Source organism: Streptomyces sp. 35G-GA-8, from assembly GCF_023534745.1.
Taxonomy (GTDB): Bacteria; Actinomycetota; Actinomycetes; order Streptomycetales; family Streptomycetaceae; genus Streptomyces.
Map to the genome: position 1 here is coordinate 80,649 of NZ_JAMHJQ010000021.1, position 14,554 is coordinate 95,202.

Annotated in this window: 15 protein-coding genes and 1 riboswitch; of the genes, 10 read left to right on the forward strand and 5 right to left on the reverse strand. The window is 70.0% G+C overall.

Annotated features, from left to right (window positions below):
* Positions 1-155: 155 nt before the first annotated feature.
* Positions 156-253: riboswitch (glycine riboswitch) on the forward strand.
* Between the two features lie 153 nt (positions 254-406).
* The 8 genes from gcvT to M1203_RS34760 all read left to right on the forward strand — a co-directional run bounded on the left by gcvT (position 407) and on the right by M1203_RS34760 (position 8,144).
* Positions 407-1,600: a glycine cleavage system aminomethyltransferase GcvT gene (gcvT, locus tag M1203_RS34725; protein WP_283959353.1), complete on the forward strand. Its 1,194-nt coding sequence runs from the start codon at positions 407-409 to the stop codon at positions 1,598-1,600.
* A gap of 106 nt (positions 1,601-1,706) precedes the next feature.
* Positions 1,707-2,084 (forward strand): glycine cleavage system protein GcvH, encoded by a 378-nt coding sequence (gene gcvH, locus M1203_RS34730; RefSeq protein ID WP_249953832.1) that lies wholly within the window; start codon positions 1,707-1,709, stop codon positions 2,082-2,084.
* 16 nt (positions 2,085-2,100) lie between these two features.
* Positions 2,101-3,369, forward strand: a complete 1,269-nt coding sequence (gene glyA / locus M1203_RS34735) for a serine hydroxymethyltransferase (protein WP_249953833.1) — start codon at positions 2,101-2,103, stop codon at positions 3,367-3,369.
* A gap of 144 nt (positions 3,370-3,513) precedes the next feature.
* Complete coding sequence (locus M1203_RS34740) at positions 3,514-4,896, forward strand: L-serine ammonia-lyase (protein WP_249953834.1); 1,383 nt, start codon at positions 3,514-3,516, stop codon at positions 4,894-4,896.
* A gap of 155 nt (positions 4,897-5,051) precedes the next feature.
* Positions 5,052-5,483 (forward strand): hypothetical protein, encoded by a 432-nt coding sequence (locus M1203_RS34745; RefSeq protein ID WP_249953835.1) that lies wholly within the window; start codon positions 5,052-5,054, stop codon positions 5,481-5,483.
* A 78-nt stretch (positions 5,484-5,561) separates the two neighbouring features.
* A complete protein-coding gene (locus tag M1203_RS34750) occupies positions 5,562-6,182 on the forward strand; it encodes an RNA polymerase sigma factor (protein ID WP_249953836.1) in 621 nt (206 codons plus the stop codon).
* 62 nt (positions 6,183-6,244) lie between these two features.
* A complete protein-coding gene (locus M1203_RS34755; protein WP_249953837.1) occupies positions 6,245-7,021 on the forward strand; it encodes a hypothetical protein in 777 nt (258 codons plus the stop codon).
* A 91-nt stretch (positions 7,022-7,112) separates the two neighbouring features.
* Positions 7,113-8,144 carry a YncE family protein gene (locus M1203_RS34760; protein WP_249953838.1) on the forward strand — a complete coding sequence of 344 codons (1,032 nt, stop codon included), beginning with the start codon at positions 7,113-7,115 and terminating at the stop codon, positions 8,142-8,144.
* Between the two features lie 81 nt (positions 8,145-8,225).
* Here M1203_RS34760 and M1203_RS34765 read toward each other — a convergent pair whose 3' ends face one another.
* The gene (locus tag M1203_RS34765; protein WP_249953839.1) at positions 8,226-8,747 is read right to left on the reverse strand and encodes an SMI1/KNR4 family protein; all 522 of its coding nucleotides are present in this window, start codon (positions 8,745-8,747) and stop codon (positions 8,226-8,228) included.
* Positions 8,748-9,056: 309 nt separating this feature from the next.
* Here M1203_RS34765 and M1203_RS34770 point away from each other — a divergent pair, with 309 nt between their 5' ends.
* The gene (locus M1203_RS34770) at positions 9,057-11,285 is read left to right on the forward strand and encodes a peptidoglycan recognition protein (protein WP_249953872.1); all 2,229 of its coding nucleotides are present in this window, start codon (positions 9,057-9,059) and stop codon (positions 11,283-11,285) included.
* Positions 11,286-11,389: 104 nt separating this feature from the next.
* On the opposite strand, the gene M1203_RS34775 is transcribed toward M1203_RS34770, so the two are convergent.
* Entirely contained in the window at positions 11,390-11,797 is a 408-nt protein-coding gene (locus tag M1203_RS34775; RefSeq protein ID WP_249953840.1) for a RidA family protein, read from the reverse strand.
* A 117-nt stretch (positions 11,798-11,914) separates the two neighbouring features.
* Between M1203_RS34775 and M1203_RS34780 the strand changes: the two genes are divergently transcribed.
* Positions 11,915-12,295, forward strand: coding sequence for a helix-turn-helix domain-containing protein (locus tag M1203_RS34780; RefSeq protein ID WP_249953841.1), 381 nt, complete (start codon positions 11,915-11,917; stop codon positions 12,293-12,295).
* A gap of 16 nt (positions 12,296-12,311) precedes the next feature.
* On the opposite strand, the gene M1203_RS34785 is transcribed toward M1203_RS34780, so the two are convergent.
* The 3 genes from M1203_RS34785 to M1203_RS34795 all read right to left on the reverse strand — a co-directional run bounded on the left by M1203_RS34785 (position 12,312) and on the right by M1203_RS34795 (position 14,486).
* Positions 12,312-13,253 (reverse strand): CopD family protein, encoded by a 942-nt coding sequence (locus M1203_RS34785; protein ID WP_374404721.1) that lies wholly within the window; start codon positions 13,251-13,253, stop codon positions 12,312-12,314.
* 108 nt (positions 13,254-13,361) lie between these two features.
* Positions 13,362-13,574 (reverse strand): EF-hand domain-containing protein, encoded by a 213-nt coding sequence (locus M1203_RS34790; protein ID WP_249953842.1) that lies wholly within the window; start codon positions 13,572-13,574, stop codon positions 13,362-13,364.
* Positions 13,575-13,784: 210 nt separating this feature from the next.
* Complete coding sequence (locus M1203_RS34795; RefSeq protein ID WP_249953843.1) at positions 13,785-14,486, reverse strand: ADP-ribosyltransferase; 702 nt, start codon at positions 14,484-14,486, stop codon at positions 13,785-13,787.
* Positions 14,487-14,554 lie beyond the last annotated feature (68 nt).

Consider the following 14,554-nt stretch of genomic DNA (forward strand, 5'->3'; position numbering starts at 1 on the left):
GCTCAGTCGGCCTGGCCCATGACCCTTGCCCAAGAAGTGTAAAGAAATGGTAATGCGCCACAAGCTTTTTGCGGGGGTCGGCGAGTTGCGGACCGGGCGTCCCGCTCGGCGGCGATGCGTGCGATGATGTGCCCGCCAACTCCATACCGGCCGTTTGAATCCGCGCGGGAGAGTCCCGGTCACCGTGTGCGCCGGGCGCCGAAGGAGCAAGTTCCTCCCTTGAATCTCTCAGGCCCCGTACCGCGTGGATGAGGCAGATCTGAAAAGCGGGCCGCAGCTCTGCGGCTCCACCCAAGGTGCAAGTCATGACCACTCTCTTTGATACGGGTGGCCGTGATGAACCTCTCAGGTTCCGATGACAGATGGGGAGGATCGTCCTCGCCGTCATGCCCTGGGAGTCACACCGATGAGCCATGTCCCCTCGAGCGGCACCAGCACGCCCGGCACCTCCGGCGCCCCCGCCACCGCCCCGGGCGCCCCTGGAGCCCCGCGTCTCACCGCCCTCGACGCCACGCACCGCGCGCTGGGCGCGACCATGACCGACTTCGCGGGCTGGGACATGCCGCTGCGGTACGCGAGCGAGCGCGACGAGCACCAGGCCGTCCGCACCCGCGCGGGTCTGTTCGACCTCTCCCACATGGGTGAGATCACCGTCTCGGGACCGGCGGCCGGTGACCTCCTCGACTACGCGCTGGTCGGCAATATCGGCGCCGTCGCCGTGGGCCGCGCCCGCTACACCATGATCTGCCAGGAGGACGGCGGAATCCTGGACGACCTGATCGTCTACCGCCTCGGCGAGGACACCTTCATGGTCGTCGCCAACGCCTCCAACGCCCAGACCGTGCTGGACGCGCTGACCGCCCGCGCCGAGGGGTTCGACGCGGCCGTACGCGACGACCGGGACGCGTACGCGCTGCTGGCGGTCCAGGGCCCCGAGTCCCCGGGCATCCTGAAGTCGCTGACCGACGCCGATCTGGACGGGCTCAAGTACTACGCGGGCCTGCCCGGCACCGTCGCCGGTGTCCCCGCGCTGATCGCGCGTACCGGCTACACCGGCGAGGACGGCTTCGAGCTGTTCGTCGAGCCCCGGTACGCCGAGGGGCTGTGGCAGGCGCTGACCGAGGCCGGCGAGAGCGTCGGGCTGGTGCCCTGCGGGCTGTCCTGCCGCGACACCCTCCGTCTCGAGGCCGGCATGCCGCTGTACGGGAACGAGCTGTCCACCGCGCTGACCCCGTTCGACGCCGGCCTCGGCCGGGTCGTGAAGTTCGAGAAGACCTCGAACGGCGGCGCCTTCGTCGGCCGCGAGGCCCTTCGGGCCGCCGCCGAGCGCGCCGCGTCCGCCCCGCCCCGCAAGCTCGTCGGCCTGATCGCCGAGGGCCGCCGGGTCCCGCGCGCCGGGTACCAGGTGGTCGCGGACGGCGCCGTCATCGGCGAGGTCACCTCGGGCGCCCCCTCCCCGACCCTGAGCAGGCCGATCGCCATGGCGTACGTGGACGCCTCGCACGCCGCGCCCGGCACGGCGGGCGTCGGCGTCGACATCCGCGGCTCCCACGAGCCGTACGAGGTCGTGGCGCTGCCGTTCTACAAGCGCCAGAAGTGATACGGACGTCAGCACACCCCTCGGTCGTGTCCGCGACCCGGGCGCCGTCTCGGTCCGTAAGACAGCTGTTCCGCACCACACCCCCGCGTACAGGAGAATTCAGATCATGAGCAACCCCCAGCAGCTGCGCTACAGCAAGGAGCACGAGTGGCTGACGGCCACCGAGGACGGTGTGTCGACGGTCGGCATCACGGAGTACGCGGCGAACGCCCTCGGCGATGTCGTGTACGCCCAGCTTCCTGAGGTCGGTGAGACGGTGACCGCGGGCGAGACCTGCGGGGAGCTGGAGTCCACCAAGTCCGTCAGCGATCTGTACGCCCCGGTGACCGGCGAGGTCACCGAGCGGAACCAGGACGTCGTGGACGACCCCTCACTGGTGAACTCCGCCCCGTTCGAGGGCGGCTGGCTGTTCAAGGTACGTGTCACGCAGGAGCCCGACGACCTGCTCACCGCCGATGAGTACACAGAGTTTTCCGGCAACTGAGACCCCAGGGACCGTGATGTCTTCGAAGTCGCTTCTGAACGCCTCGCTCCATGAGCTCGACCCCGACGTCGCCGCCGCTGTCGACGCCGAACTCCACCGCCAGCAGTCCACGCTCGAAATGATCGCCTCGGAGAACTTCGCTCCGGTCGCGGTCATGGAGGCGCAGGGCTCCGTGCTGACGAACAAGTACGCCGAGGGCTACCCCGGCCGCCGCTACTACGGCGGCTGTGAGCATGTCGATGTGATCGAGCAGATCGCCATCGACCGGGTGAAGGCGCTCTTCGGCGCCGAGCACGCGAACGTACAGCCGCACTCCGGCGCCCAGGCGAACGCGGCGGCGATGTTCGCGCTGCTCTCCCCCGGCGACACGATCATGGGTCTGAACCTCGCGCACGGCGGGCACCTCACCCACGGCATGAAGATCAACTTCTCCGGCAAGCTCTACAACGTCGTCGCGTACCACGTCGACGACAAGACCGGCCAGGTCGACATGGCCGAGGTCGAGCGGCTGGCCAAGGAGTCCCGTCCGAAGCTGATCGTGGCCGGCTGGTCGGCGTACCCCCGCCGGCTGGACTTCGCGGCCTTCCGCCGGATCGCGGACGAGGTCGGCGCGTATCTGATGGTGGACATGGCGCACTTCGCCGGGCTGGTCGCCGCGGGCCTGCACCCCAACCCGGTGCCGCACGCGCATGTCGTCACGACCACCACGCACAAGACCCTCGGCGGTCCGCGCGGCGGTGTGATCCTCTCCACCAAGGAGCTGGCGAAGAAGATCAACTCCGCGGTCTTCCCCGGCCAGCAGGGCGGCCCGCTGGAGCATGTCATCGCGGGCAAGGCGGTCTCCTTCAAGGTGGCGGCCACGGACGAGTTCAAGGAGCGCCAGCAGCGCACCCTGGACGGCGCCCGGATCCTCGCCGAGCGGCTGGGCCGGCCGGACGTCACCGAGGTGGGCGTCTCCGTGCTCTCCGGCGGTACGGACGTGCACCTCGTGCTCGTCGATCTGCGTGACTCGGAGCTGGACGGCCAACAGGCCGAGGACCGGCTCCATGAGATCGGCATCACCGTCAACCGCAACGCCGTCCCGAACGACCCGCGCCCCCCGATGGTCACCTCGGGCCTGCGGATCGGTACGCCCGCGCTCGCCACCCGCGGCTTCACCACCGAGGACTTCACCGAGGTCGCCGAGATCATCGCGGCGGCCCTGAAGCCCTCCTTCGACCGCGAGGCGCTGGCCGGCCGGGTCACCGCGCTCGCCGAGAAGCACCCGCTGTACCCGGGCCTGTAGCCATCCGTACGGCCTGAGTTACGGGGCACCGCGCACACTGGACCGTGCGGCGCGGTGCCCCGCACCACGTTCCCCCGCGTGTCACCGTCATCTCTGCACCACCCCGGCAGACAACGGCGTCTACCAACCAGCAAGGAGTTCCCCGTGGCCATCTCGGTCTTCGACCTGTTCTCGATCGGAATCGGCCCGTCCAGCTCCCATACGGTCGGTCCGATGCGCGCGGCGCGGATGTTCGCGCGCCGGCTCAAGAACGAGGGCCTGATCGCCCACACCGTCTCGATCCGGGCCGAGCTGTACGGCTCGCTCGGCGCGACCGGCCATGGCCACGGCACCCCCAAGGCCGTTCTCCTCGGCCTGGAGGGCAACTCACCGCGCACCGTCGACGTGGAGAGCGCGGACGGCCAGGCGGAACGTATCCGCGAGAGCGGCCGGCTCAATGTGCTCGGCATGCACGAGATCGCCTTCGACGCCGACAAGGACCTGGTCCTGCACCGCCGCAAGACCCTGCCGTACCACGCCAACGGCATGACGGTCTTCGCGTACGACGCGGCCGGCGCCGTGCTTCTGGAGAAGACGTACTACTCGGTGGGCGGCGGCTTCGTCGTGGACGAGGACGCCGTCGGCGAGGACCGGATCAAGCTCGACGACACCGTGCTGAAGTACCCCTTCCGCACCGGCGACGAGCTGCTGCGGCTGTCGTCCGACACCGGTCTGTCGATCTCCGCGCTGATGCTGGAGAACGAGAAGGCCTGGCGCACGGAGGACGAGATCCGCACCGGCCTGCTGGAGATCTGGCGCGTCATGCAGGCGTGCGTCTCGCGCGGGATGGCCCGCGAGGGCATCCTGCCCGGCGGCCTCAAGGTCCGCCGCCGCGCGGCCCATTCGGCACGCCAGCTGCGCGCCGAGGGCGACCCGCAGGCGCACGCCATGGAGTGGGTCACGCTCTACGCGATGGCCGTGAACGAGGAGAACGCCGCGGGCGGCCGTGTCGTCACCGCCCCCACCAACGGCGCGGCGGGCATCATCCCGGCCGTACTGCACTACTACATGAACTTCGCGGCCGGCGGCGCCACGGCGGAGGAGAAGGACGAGAACGTCGTCCGCTTCCTGCTCGCCGCGGGCGCCATCGGCATGCTCTTCAAGGAGAACGCCTCCATCTCCGGCGCCGAGGTCGGCTGCCAGGGCGAGGTCGGCTCGGCCTGCTCCATGGCCGCGGGCGCCCTCGCGGAGGTCCTGGGCGGCAGCGCGGAACAGGTCGAGAACGCGGCCGAGATCGGCATGGAACACAACCTGGGCCTGACCTGCGACCCGGTCGGCGGCCTGGTCCAGATCCCATGCATCGAACGGAACGGCATGGCGGCGGTGAAGGCGGTCACGGCGGCGAAGATGGCGCTGCGCGGCGACGGCAGCCACAAGGTCTCCCTGGACAAGGTCATCAAGACCATGAAGGAGACGGGCGCGGACATGTCGGTCAAGTACAAGGAGACGGCCCGCGGCGGTCTCGCGGTGAACATCATCGAGTGCTGACGGCCTCAGGCCCACAAAGGTTGTACGCGGTCGACGAGTTCGCCGTGTGTCGATGGACACACCCATGACCCGTGATGTTCACGGTGCGGCATCCGCTTGAGCAACTGGGGGAGCCGCGCTGGGAGTTCCCCCGAAACGAGCGAAGGGTGGGACTCATGGACACAGTGGACGAACATGTGCCGCGCGCGGGCGAGATGCGTCCGTACGCGACGGTCTTCGTCGCCCGCGTCATCGCCCGGCACCGGATCCCGCTCGACTACTCCGTGCGCAGTCTGCGTATCGTCGACTTCCTGGTCGACGGGCTCCGCAAGGGCGGGGCCGACCGGGAGCGGGTGCGCGACGCGCTTCTCAGCCTCGGGGCGTACGTCGGTGAGGTGCTGGTGCGGCGCGCCGGAGCGGTGTGGGTGGACTTCGACGCCGCCCAGCGCGCCTACTTCGGCCAGCCCGTCGGGGTGCGTATGCCCGACGGTCGTGTCTGGAACCCCCTCGGCAAGGTCCTCAACCGCTTCGAGGTGGGTGGTCCCGGGGAGTCGCTGCAGATCTTCTACCTGATGCTCCATGGGAGGGCCCGGCAGGCGGCGGCCTGATGATCACGGGGCGTGGACACGGCCGAACCGTGTCGCACGGCGCGAAGTGCTACGAACTCGGTGCGAACGGGGACAGTTTTGGGCCACGGAAGGGAGCCCAGGCACACACGGGCGTACGACGAGGAGCTGGGCGCGGCCGTGGCGCGGGCCCAGGACGGCGACGAAGCGGCTTTCGCCTCCGCCTACCGGCTCGTACAGCCGGGACTGCTCGGTTATCTGCGGGGGCTCGTCGGTGACGACGCCGAGGACGTGGCCTCGGACGCCTGGCTGGAGATCGCCCGTGACCTGGGACGGTTCAAAGGGGACGGAGCCGGTTTCCGCGGCTGGACGGCGACCATCGCCCGGCACCGGGCCCTCGACCATCTGCGCCGCCGGCGGGTACGTCCCCAGCCTGTCATCCTCGAACAGGACGTACTCGTCGAGCTGCCCGATCCGCACACCACTCATGACCAGGCCCTGGAGTCGCTCTCCACCGCGCAGGCCCTGGCTCTGGTCAGCTCGCTGCCGCGCGACCAGGCCGAGGCCGTGCTCCTGCGCGTCGTCGTCGGTCTCGACGGCCCCGCCGCCGCTCGTGTCCTCGGCAAGCGGCCCGGTGCGGTGCGCACCGCCGCGTACCGAGGGCTGAGACGTCTCGCACGCCAGCTCGGAGCCGCCGCTGTGACGGAAGAGAATCGTCACACGCTGGGTCAGTCGACATGAACTATCACGGCGCCAGAGACAACAACGGACCGAACCGTCGTCGGGCAGGAATGGGCACGGGCATGGGTGATCGACAGAGCTACGGCAGAACGTGGGGCCGTCGGCGCACATACCCCGGAAGCCGTGCGCACGGCAGCGCGGACGAGGCCGAGGGCGACGTACTGGAGCCGCTGCTGGCCCGCGCGCTGATCGAGGACGACACGACCGCGGAGGCCGAGCAGCGCGCGACGGCCGCGTTCCGCGCCGCCCGTGACGCGGGAACGCACGAGGACGCGCGGACCCGGCGGTGGGACGACTGGCGGCCGAGGAAGCACGGGGGGACACGGCGCTCGTTGAAAGCCACCATCGCCCTGCTCGTCACCGGCCTGACCTTGGGCGGCGTCGCGGTCGCGGGCGTCGGCGCGGGCTCGGACGCCCCTGCCGCAGACCGGAAGGACAAGGTCCGCGAACGACAGCGTCCGTCGCCGAGCGCCCCGAAACGCTCCACCGCGGAGCCGGACGCGACGAAGTCCGGTGCGCCCCGCGCCTCCGCCGATTCCGGCCGCCCGGCAACGGCCAAGGACACCGAGGCCCACTGCCGCGCGTACGAGTCGGTCAGGGGCCGGGGCAACGCGGTGAACTCCACGGCCTGGCAACGGCTGATCACGGCCGCGGGCGGTGCGGAGAACGTCACCGCCTACTGCGCGGATCGGTTGGCCCAGGCCGAGAAGGGCGGGAACTCGGGCAAGGCGGTGGGGAACACCAAGGGCGGCCCCACCGTCGAGAAGCCGAACAAGGCGGCCGACAACGCGCCTGACAACAACGGGAACAAGGGCGGGAACAACAACAAGGACAAGTAGCACCGCGCTCCCAGTGACACATGCCGATCGCCCTGCGCTCTTTGAACGGGGGGTCAATAACGATCCCCAACTCCAAGGAGGTTCTTTCCACTTGCGCATCCACAAACGCACCGCCACCGCGGTGGCAGTGGCACTGATCGGCTCGCTGACCCTGATCGGGGCGGGGACGGTGCCGGCCGCGGCCGAGGAGACAAGTGTGGCGCTGCCCAGCGCCTCGTTCCGGGACATCGTCGTCGACGGAGTGCACGACCGGGTGTTCGTCAGCGACCCGGCCGGCGGCAGCATCGTCGTCACCGACTACGCGGGCTCGGTCGTCCGGCAGATCACCGCCGAGGAGGGGGCCGCGGGCCTCGTGCTCTCGGCGGATTCCAGCAAGCTGTACGTGGCCCTGTCGGCGGTCGGCGCGATCGCCGAGATCGACACCGCCACCCTGACCGAGACCAACCGCTACCCGACCGGCGCGGACACCTCGCCCCAGACCCTGGCGATGGCGGGCGGCACGCTGTGGTTCGGCTACACGGTCGGCAGCAGCGGCGGCATCGGCTCGCTCGACGTGGCCTCCCCGGCCCCGGCGGCGACGCTCGTCCCCAGTGGCCGGTACTGGTACGACGCCCCAACCCTGGCGTCGTCCCCCGCCGACCCGAACGTGCTGGTGGCGGGCGAGGAGGGCGTCAGCCCGGCCTCCCTGGCGGTCTACGACACGGCGAGCGGCGGCCTGCACAAGCGCGCCGAGCGCCGCTTCTCCTCGTCGCCGTCGATCGCGTTCCTCAACGACTTCGCGGTGACGGCGGACGGCCAGAACATCGTCGTAGCGGCGAACAACCCGTCCGATCACCAGATCGTCCGCCTGTCGGACCTGTCGTCGAACGGCTTCTACTCCAGCTGGCAGTTCCCGAACGCGGTGGCCGTGGCGGCCGACGGAACGGTGGCGACCGGCGCGGTCAACGACTTCGTGAAAACCTACGGCCCGGACTCCACTTGGCCGTCGCTCCACCAGTACGTGGTGAACGACCTCCAGCGCGACGGCCTCGCCTGGGCCCCGGACGAGAACCGCCTCTTCGCCGTCACGGGCCTGTTCTACGGCAGCGCCCCCACGCTCCATGTCCTCCCGGACGCCGGATGACGGTGACGATCACCGAGTAGCGCCCCTGAGCACCGGTGGTTTCCCCTGTCATGACGACAGGGGAAACCGCCGCGTTCGTCCTCAGGGCAGGAATGCGAAGAACGGGCCGTCGGGCGCGAAGTTGCGAGAACACAGCGTCACGTCTCTGCCCTTGAGATAAGCCAGCAACCACTCGCCGAACGTCATCTCATAAAGCGTCCACGCGGGACTGTCGAACTCCTGGACCAGCACACGCCAGGGCGACGAGGCGTCGTCGGGAACGCGAAGGAAAATCGCCTCGCCCGTCGTGGCCGTCGCCACTGGCACCAATTCCCCGGGGGCTCCCCCTACCGGACCGGGCAAGAACTCCGCCATGTCCTCGTCGCGCCAGAGTTCGAGACCCTCCTTGATGGTTCTTCCCAGGTCGTGCAGAAGATGACTGGCGGGGTGCTTCAGATACAACTGCCCATTGATCTCGATCGAGCCGTAGGCGTTCACGATCTCTCGGAAGTCCGCGGGGAATTCAGTGCCGAGTTCCCGCTCCAGTTCGATCCATGGTGCCGGATCCACCCAGTTGAACCGGGGTTCACCCAACAGGGCCTGTATCTCTGAAAGTGTTGCCACCGCTCTGCCCCTTCCAGCACTTCGAACCGACGCCGGTCCGCCCGCACCGCCCGCGGCGATGCCAGTCCGTACTAGACCATGTTCGTGTCGCCCCGTCGGGACCCGATCCGACCGCGGAGTGATCGCCGTCACTCTTCTCCCCGCGGCCGTGACGATTCCCGACCGGCGTGCGCTGGAGGAATGGGTCATGCGTGTGACGTATGTGCCCCACGTGACTTTCTTCTGACTTTCTTCCGCGGCCTTTCCGGCCCGCTTTGGGGTGGATACATCTTGAGTCGTCGTACATCGCATGCCTACAAACCACTGAGCCTGAAGCGACGGGCGTGGCTGACGCTCGGTGCGGTGGTGCTGGGGGGCGGGGGCGTGGTGACCTATGCCGTCGCCGACCCGGCCGGCCAACCCGGCGCACAGGGCGGGGCCAAGCGGCCGGTGAAGGTCTACGACCTGACGCTGAAGAGCACCGCGAGCGGCAAGCGGGAGCTGCCGAACACGGACACCCAGCAGTTCTCGCTGCTCGGCGTCTCCTGGACCGGTGCCGCCAAGAAGTTGCACGGCACCGCCGAGGTGCGTACCCGCAGCAGCGAGACCGGCGAGTGGACCGCCTGGCGGGATCTTGGCGCGAGTGTCAACCCGGTGGCGGCCCCTGAGGCCGGCCCGGACGCGCGCGGCGCGTCCGAGCCGCTGTGGGTCGGCCCCTCCGACGGCGTGCAGGTCCAGGTCGTCGACGAGGACGGCACCACCAGCTCCGGCCTGCCCAAGGGGCTCCAGGTCAACCTGGTCGACCCCGGGGTCGCGACCACCGCCGAGATGAAGGCCGGTGCCGATGTGGCCGAACCGGCCGCGTTCGTGGCGGAGACACCCGGCGCCACCGACTCCCCGTCGCCGGATCCTTCGACTTCGGCTTCGGATTCGGCCTCAACTCCGCCCTCGCCCCCGGCTTCGGCTTCGGCGAGCGCGTCCGCGAGCGCGAGCGCGTCCCCGAGCCCGTCCGCCTCCGCCACGCCCACGGCGCCGCCGTCCACCGTGCCCAGGCCACCGATCACCTCGCGCGCAGGCTGGGGCGCGGATGAGTCGATCAGCCCCGACGCACCGGAGTACAACGCGGACGTGAAGTCCGTGTTCGTCCACCACACCGCCGGGACCAACGACTACTCCTGCGCCGACTCGGCGTCGATCGTGCGGGGCATCCACGCGTACCACGTACAGGTCAACGGCTGGAAGGACATCGGCTACAACTTCTTCGTCGACAAGTGCGGCACCCTCTTCGAGGGCCGCAAGGGCGGTGTCGACCTGCCGGTGCTCGGTGCTCACGCCTACGGCTGGAACCGGGAGTCCACGGGCATCTCCGTCCTCGGCGACTACACGTCCACCAACGCCTCCAGCGCCGCGCTGGCCTCCATCGCCCGCGTGGCGGCGTGGAAGCTCGGCCAGTACGGCGCCGACCCGGCCGGGACCACCCAGCTCACCGCCGGCGCCACCCAGAAGAACTACTTCGGCACCAGCTTCACCGCGGGCAGCACCTACGCCTTCCCTCGGATCACCAGCCACCGTGACGGCTACAACACCCAGTGCCCCGGCGGTTCCCTCTACGCCCAGCTGCCGGCGATCCGCGCCCTGGCGGCCGGCCCGGTGCAGGGTCTCAAGGCCACCTCGGTCGACGGCGCGGCCCTCTCGGGCTCGACGTACTACACCAAGGGCGCCATCACCGTGAAGTGGACGGCGACCACGCCGGCCGCGCTCATCAAGAGCTTCGAGCTGCTGGTCGACGGCAAGGTCGCCGCCACCACCTCGGGAGCCGCCACCTCCGCCGGCGCCACCCTGGCCCTGGGCAGTCACACCGTCGCCGTGCGGGCGGTACACCAGTCGGGAAAGACCGCCACCAGTGCCGCGCTGAACGTCGTGGCGGAGACGACCGCACCGACCTTCACCACCAACCCGACGCTCTCCCTGCGCACCGGCACCGTCAACACCACCGCCGTCCCGGTCACCCTCGGCTGGAAGGCCGCGGATGACAAGGCTCTGCGCCAGGTGAGCCTGCTCTCCCCGGCCACGGCCACCTTCGGCCCGACCACCACGAGTTCCAACCGGACCGCCACGTCGGGCACCGCCACCACCTGGTCGATGCGGGCCTACGACTACGCCGGCAACTACCGCACGTCCTCCCCCTCGTACACCCCCGTGATCCTCCAGGAGAGCTCAGCCGTCAAGTCCGGCAGCTGGACCACCCGCTCCTCCACCAGCTATCTGGGCGGCAAGTCCTACTCCAGCGCCGCCAAGAACGCCAGTCTCACCTGGACCTTCACCGGCCGCTCCGCCGCCTGGGTGGTCTCCCGCGCCTCCGGCTCCGGCCAGGCATACGTCTATGTCGACGGCGCCAAGGTCGCCACGGTCGACCTGAAGTCCGCCGCCACCCTGTACCGGGACGCGATCTGGACCAAGACCTGGTCCAGCAGCGCCAAGCACACCGTCAAGATCGTCGTGGTCGGTACCAGCGGCCGGCCCACCATCACCACCGACGGCCTCGTCCACATCAAGTAAGCCCTGGCCCCGGCCCCGGCAAGGCGTTGGCCCTCGTGACCCGACCGCGGTCGCGAGGGCCAACGCCGTGCCCGGGGCCGGAGAACGTCCCGCCGGGCGGATGTTCAGTCGATGACCGCGGTGGCCTCGACCTCGACCAGATGGGCGGGCACGTCCAGTGCCGCGACGCCCAGCAGCGTGCCCGGCGGTACGGGGGTGGTGCCCAGCTTCGCGGACGCGCGGGCGACCCCCTCCAGGAACAGGGGCATCTTGTCGGGGGTCCAGTCGACGACGTACACGGTCAGCTTCGCCACATCGTCGAAGGAGCCCCCGACCTCGGCCAGCGCCGTGCCGATGTTGAGGTAGCACCGCTCGACCTGGGCGGCGAGGTCGCCGTCGCCGACCGTCTTCCCCTCGGCGTCCCAGGCGACCTGCCCGGCGATGAAGACCAGCTTCGATCCGGTCGCGATCGACACCTGCCGGTAGACATCGATCTTCGGCAACCCGCTGGGATCTACCAGGGTGATGGCCATGCCGCCCGCCTCCTTGTCACGAGCCCGACGGCCCGTGGTCTCTTGTGGTTACTTGAGAACCGTAGGAGAGTGAACGCTGACATGGAAGAACGCACTTTTCGGTGACTGGGGAACCTGATGGTGACCAAGCAGTACACGGGCTCGCCCGACGAAGCCGACCTGACGCGCGCGGACTCCCTGGCGCGGGAGATCTTCTCGGACGTCGCCAACAAGTGGGCGTTGCTGATCATCGAATCCCTCGGTGACCACACCCTGCGCTTCAGCGAGTTGTGCCAGGAGATCGAGGGCATCAGCCACAAGATGCTCACCCAGAACCTGCGCATGCTGGAGCGCAACGGGCTGGTCGAGCGGACCGTGCACCCCACCGTGCCGCCGCGGGTCGAGTACACCCTGACCGAGCCGGGCCGGGGGCTGCGGCAGACGGTCGACGGAATGTGCGACTGGACCCATCGATACCTCGGCCATATCGAGGCCTCCCGCCATCGCTTCGACGCCTGACGGACCGGACAGCCCGTCAGCGGGTGCTGAGCCAGTGCGGGTCGGGGACCACCGTCAGGATCGCCGACAGCAGGACGATCACCGCCAGCACGGCCAGTTCGGCACGTGCTGGCGGCCCCGCGTCCGCGCCGCCGCGCAGCCGCCGTCTGGCGGTCAGGGCGAGTGCGCTCACGACCGCGACCAGCAGCAGTTTGGCGATGAGCACCCGGCCGTACGCCGTGCTGATCACGACGTCGACCGGGAGCCTGCGCAGGGTGGAGAGCGTTCCGGTCGCGACGAGCGCGGCGAAGAGCCAGCCGGCGAGCCGGGCGTAACGGGCGAGCACCTGGCGGGCATCGGCCGGATCGCTCCGGCGCAGCCACATCGTGCGCAGTACGTACAGCAGCCCGCCGGTCCACAGCGAGGCCGCGGTCAGATGGACGACGGTGAGGGCGGTGCCCAGCATCGGGGTGTACGGCTCCGGGTGCGCCCGCAGGGCCTCCGCGCCGACGACCACGGCCAGGGGCGCGAGGGCCGCCAGGGGGCGGTTCAGGGCGACACAGCCGGCCGCCAGCAGAAAGCCGTTGGCCATGAAGAGCAACAGACGGCCCTCGACGGTGCCGTACACCGCGGTGATGTCGAGGCCGCTCACGGACGCGAGCAGGATGATCTGTCCGGCCGAGGCAGCCGCCCCGGTCAGCGCGGCGGCGAGCGCCCAGCCGCGTGGTACGGGTCCGGTACCGGCGAGCCGGGCTCCGGCCAGCTCGCCGAGGTGGAGTGCGAGCCCGGCGAAGACGGCGACCCGCAGCGCGGTGGTACCGCCCGCGCCGGGTATGCGCAGCTCGCCGGTCCCGCGCGAGGCGATGCCCGCGCCGAGCAGGACGACCAGCGCGGCGAACAGGACGCCGCCGGCTATCAGGGCGGCCCTGCGGCCGGCCGAGCCGGTGGCTTCTTCAACGGACGAACCCGGATATATCACCGCTTGATCTTCTCTGCCCGGCGCGTCCTGCGGCAACGCGAGCGGGGCGTGCGGCTGATGGCCCGGGTCGTCCCGGCCGCGCCCGCCCCGCACCGCCGCGTGCCCGGGTCAGCTCTTGCGCGAGGCCAGGAACTCGTCGAACGTCAGCAGCCCGTCACCGTTCCCGTCGTGAGCGTTGATCACGGCCTGCGCCACGGTCTCGGTCACATGGAAGTCGCCGAGCTGCGCCATCACGCTCTTGTACTCCGCCGCCGTGATGAGCCCGTCGCCGTTCGCGTCGAACCGCTCGAACGCCTTGCGCGCGTCGTCAATGTCCGCCACTGTTCCGCCCCTTCGTATTGCCGTACTAACGGGGTCAGATTATCCGTACACGTTCACCCGAACGGCGGCAGCCCGGGGAGGTAGCCCGTCACAGGCCCGGCGCACGCGGGTCACCGGACGCCCAACGCCCGACCCCCGACACCAAGGAACGCCCGCGCTGTGCGGGCGTTCCGAGGAAGGCCGGGCCGGCCGGCCACCTGGCGGCGCCGGTCAGCCGCGCCACGGCTGGTAGTGCGGATTGTCCAGGCACTCCGACATGATCTCGGTCTTCTTCACCTTGTCGACCGGGCAGACACCGACGATCCGCTCCCGCGAGATCCCGCCGGGGAAGGCAACCTCCGCCTGGGCGGCCCACTTGTGGGTGTCGCCGATCGTCTTGTTGACGTCGATACCGCCGGGGGCGTCGATGTAGTAGTTGAATCCGCTCTTGTACCACTGCTTGTACAGGTCGTGGTCATAGCTGGTGGAGACATACGGCGAGGGCTGGTTGACCAGGACGTACTTCTCCACGTCGTACTGCCCGTCCACCGGCGCCTTCGGATGGAAGCCCTGCTCGAAGATCACCTCCGGCTTCCGGCTGTCGGCGCGGTAGAGCTGCCGGCAGTCGGTGCGCCACGCGGGCGCCGGGGTGATCCGCTCCACCTCGACCGTACGGTCCGCCGCGGCGAAGATCGGGTCGCTGACGCGGGGACAGCTCTCCGCGGCCTTGAAGGAAGCGGCGCGCGCGGGGGCGGACGTGACGGGGGCGGACGTGACAGGGGCGGACGCGACCGGGGAGGACGTGACCGGGGCGGCCCCGGCGGAGGTCCGGGTCGCCGTGGACGCGGCCTCGGTGGCGGAGGCCGGGATCAGGACGGCGGTGACGGACAGGGCGACGGCGGCGGCGCGCCGCCGCGAACGAGGAGTGATCATGGGGTGCACCCTCCACGCTGTACGGCGGCAGGCCGTGGACCGTCACCCGTTCAGGGGCGTGTCGGTCC

What these genes read in the sequence shown, in the direction of transcription:
- gcvT (WP_283959353.1), top strand. Translation starts at nt 407, where the DNA reads ATGAGCCATGTCCCCTCGAGCGGCACCAGCACGCCCGGCACCTCCGGC.
- gcvH (WP_249953832.1), top strand. Translation starts at nt 1,707, where the DNA reads ATGAGCAACCCCCAGCAGCTGCGCTACAGCAAGGAGCACGAGTGGCTG.
- glyA (WP_249953833.1), top strand. Translation starts at nt 2,101, where the DNA reads ATGTCTTCGAAGTCGCTTCTGAACGCCTCGCTCCATGAGCTCGACCCC.
- M1203_RS34745 (WP_249953835.1), top strand. Translation starts at nt 5,052, where the DNA reads ATGGACACAGTGGACGAACATGTGCCGCGCGCGGGCGAGATGCGTCCG.
- M1203_RS34755 (WP_249953837.1), top strand. Translation starts at nt 6,245, where the DNA reads ATGGGTGATCGACAGAGCTACGGCAGAACGTGGGGCCGTCGGCGCACA.
- M1203_RS34775 (WP_249953840.1), bottom strand. Translation starts at nt 11,797, where the DNA reads ATGGCCATCACCCTGGTAGATCCCAGCGGGTTGCCGAAGATCGATGTC.
- M1203_RS34780 (WP_249953841.1), top strand. Translation starts at nt 11,915, where the DNA reads ATGGTGACCAAGCAGTACACGGGCTCGCCCGACGAAGCCGACCTGACG.
- M1203_RS34795 (WP_249953843.1), bottom strand. Translation starts at nt 14,486, where the DNA reads ATGATCACTCCTCGTTCGCGGCGGCGCGCCGCCGCCGTCGCCCTGTCC.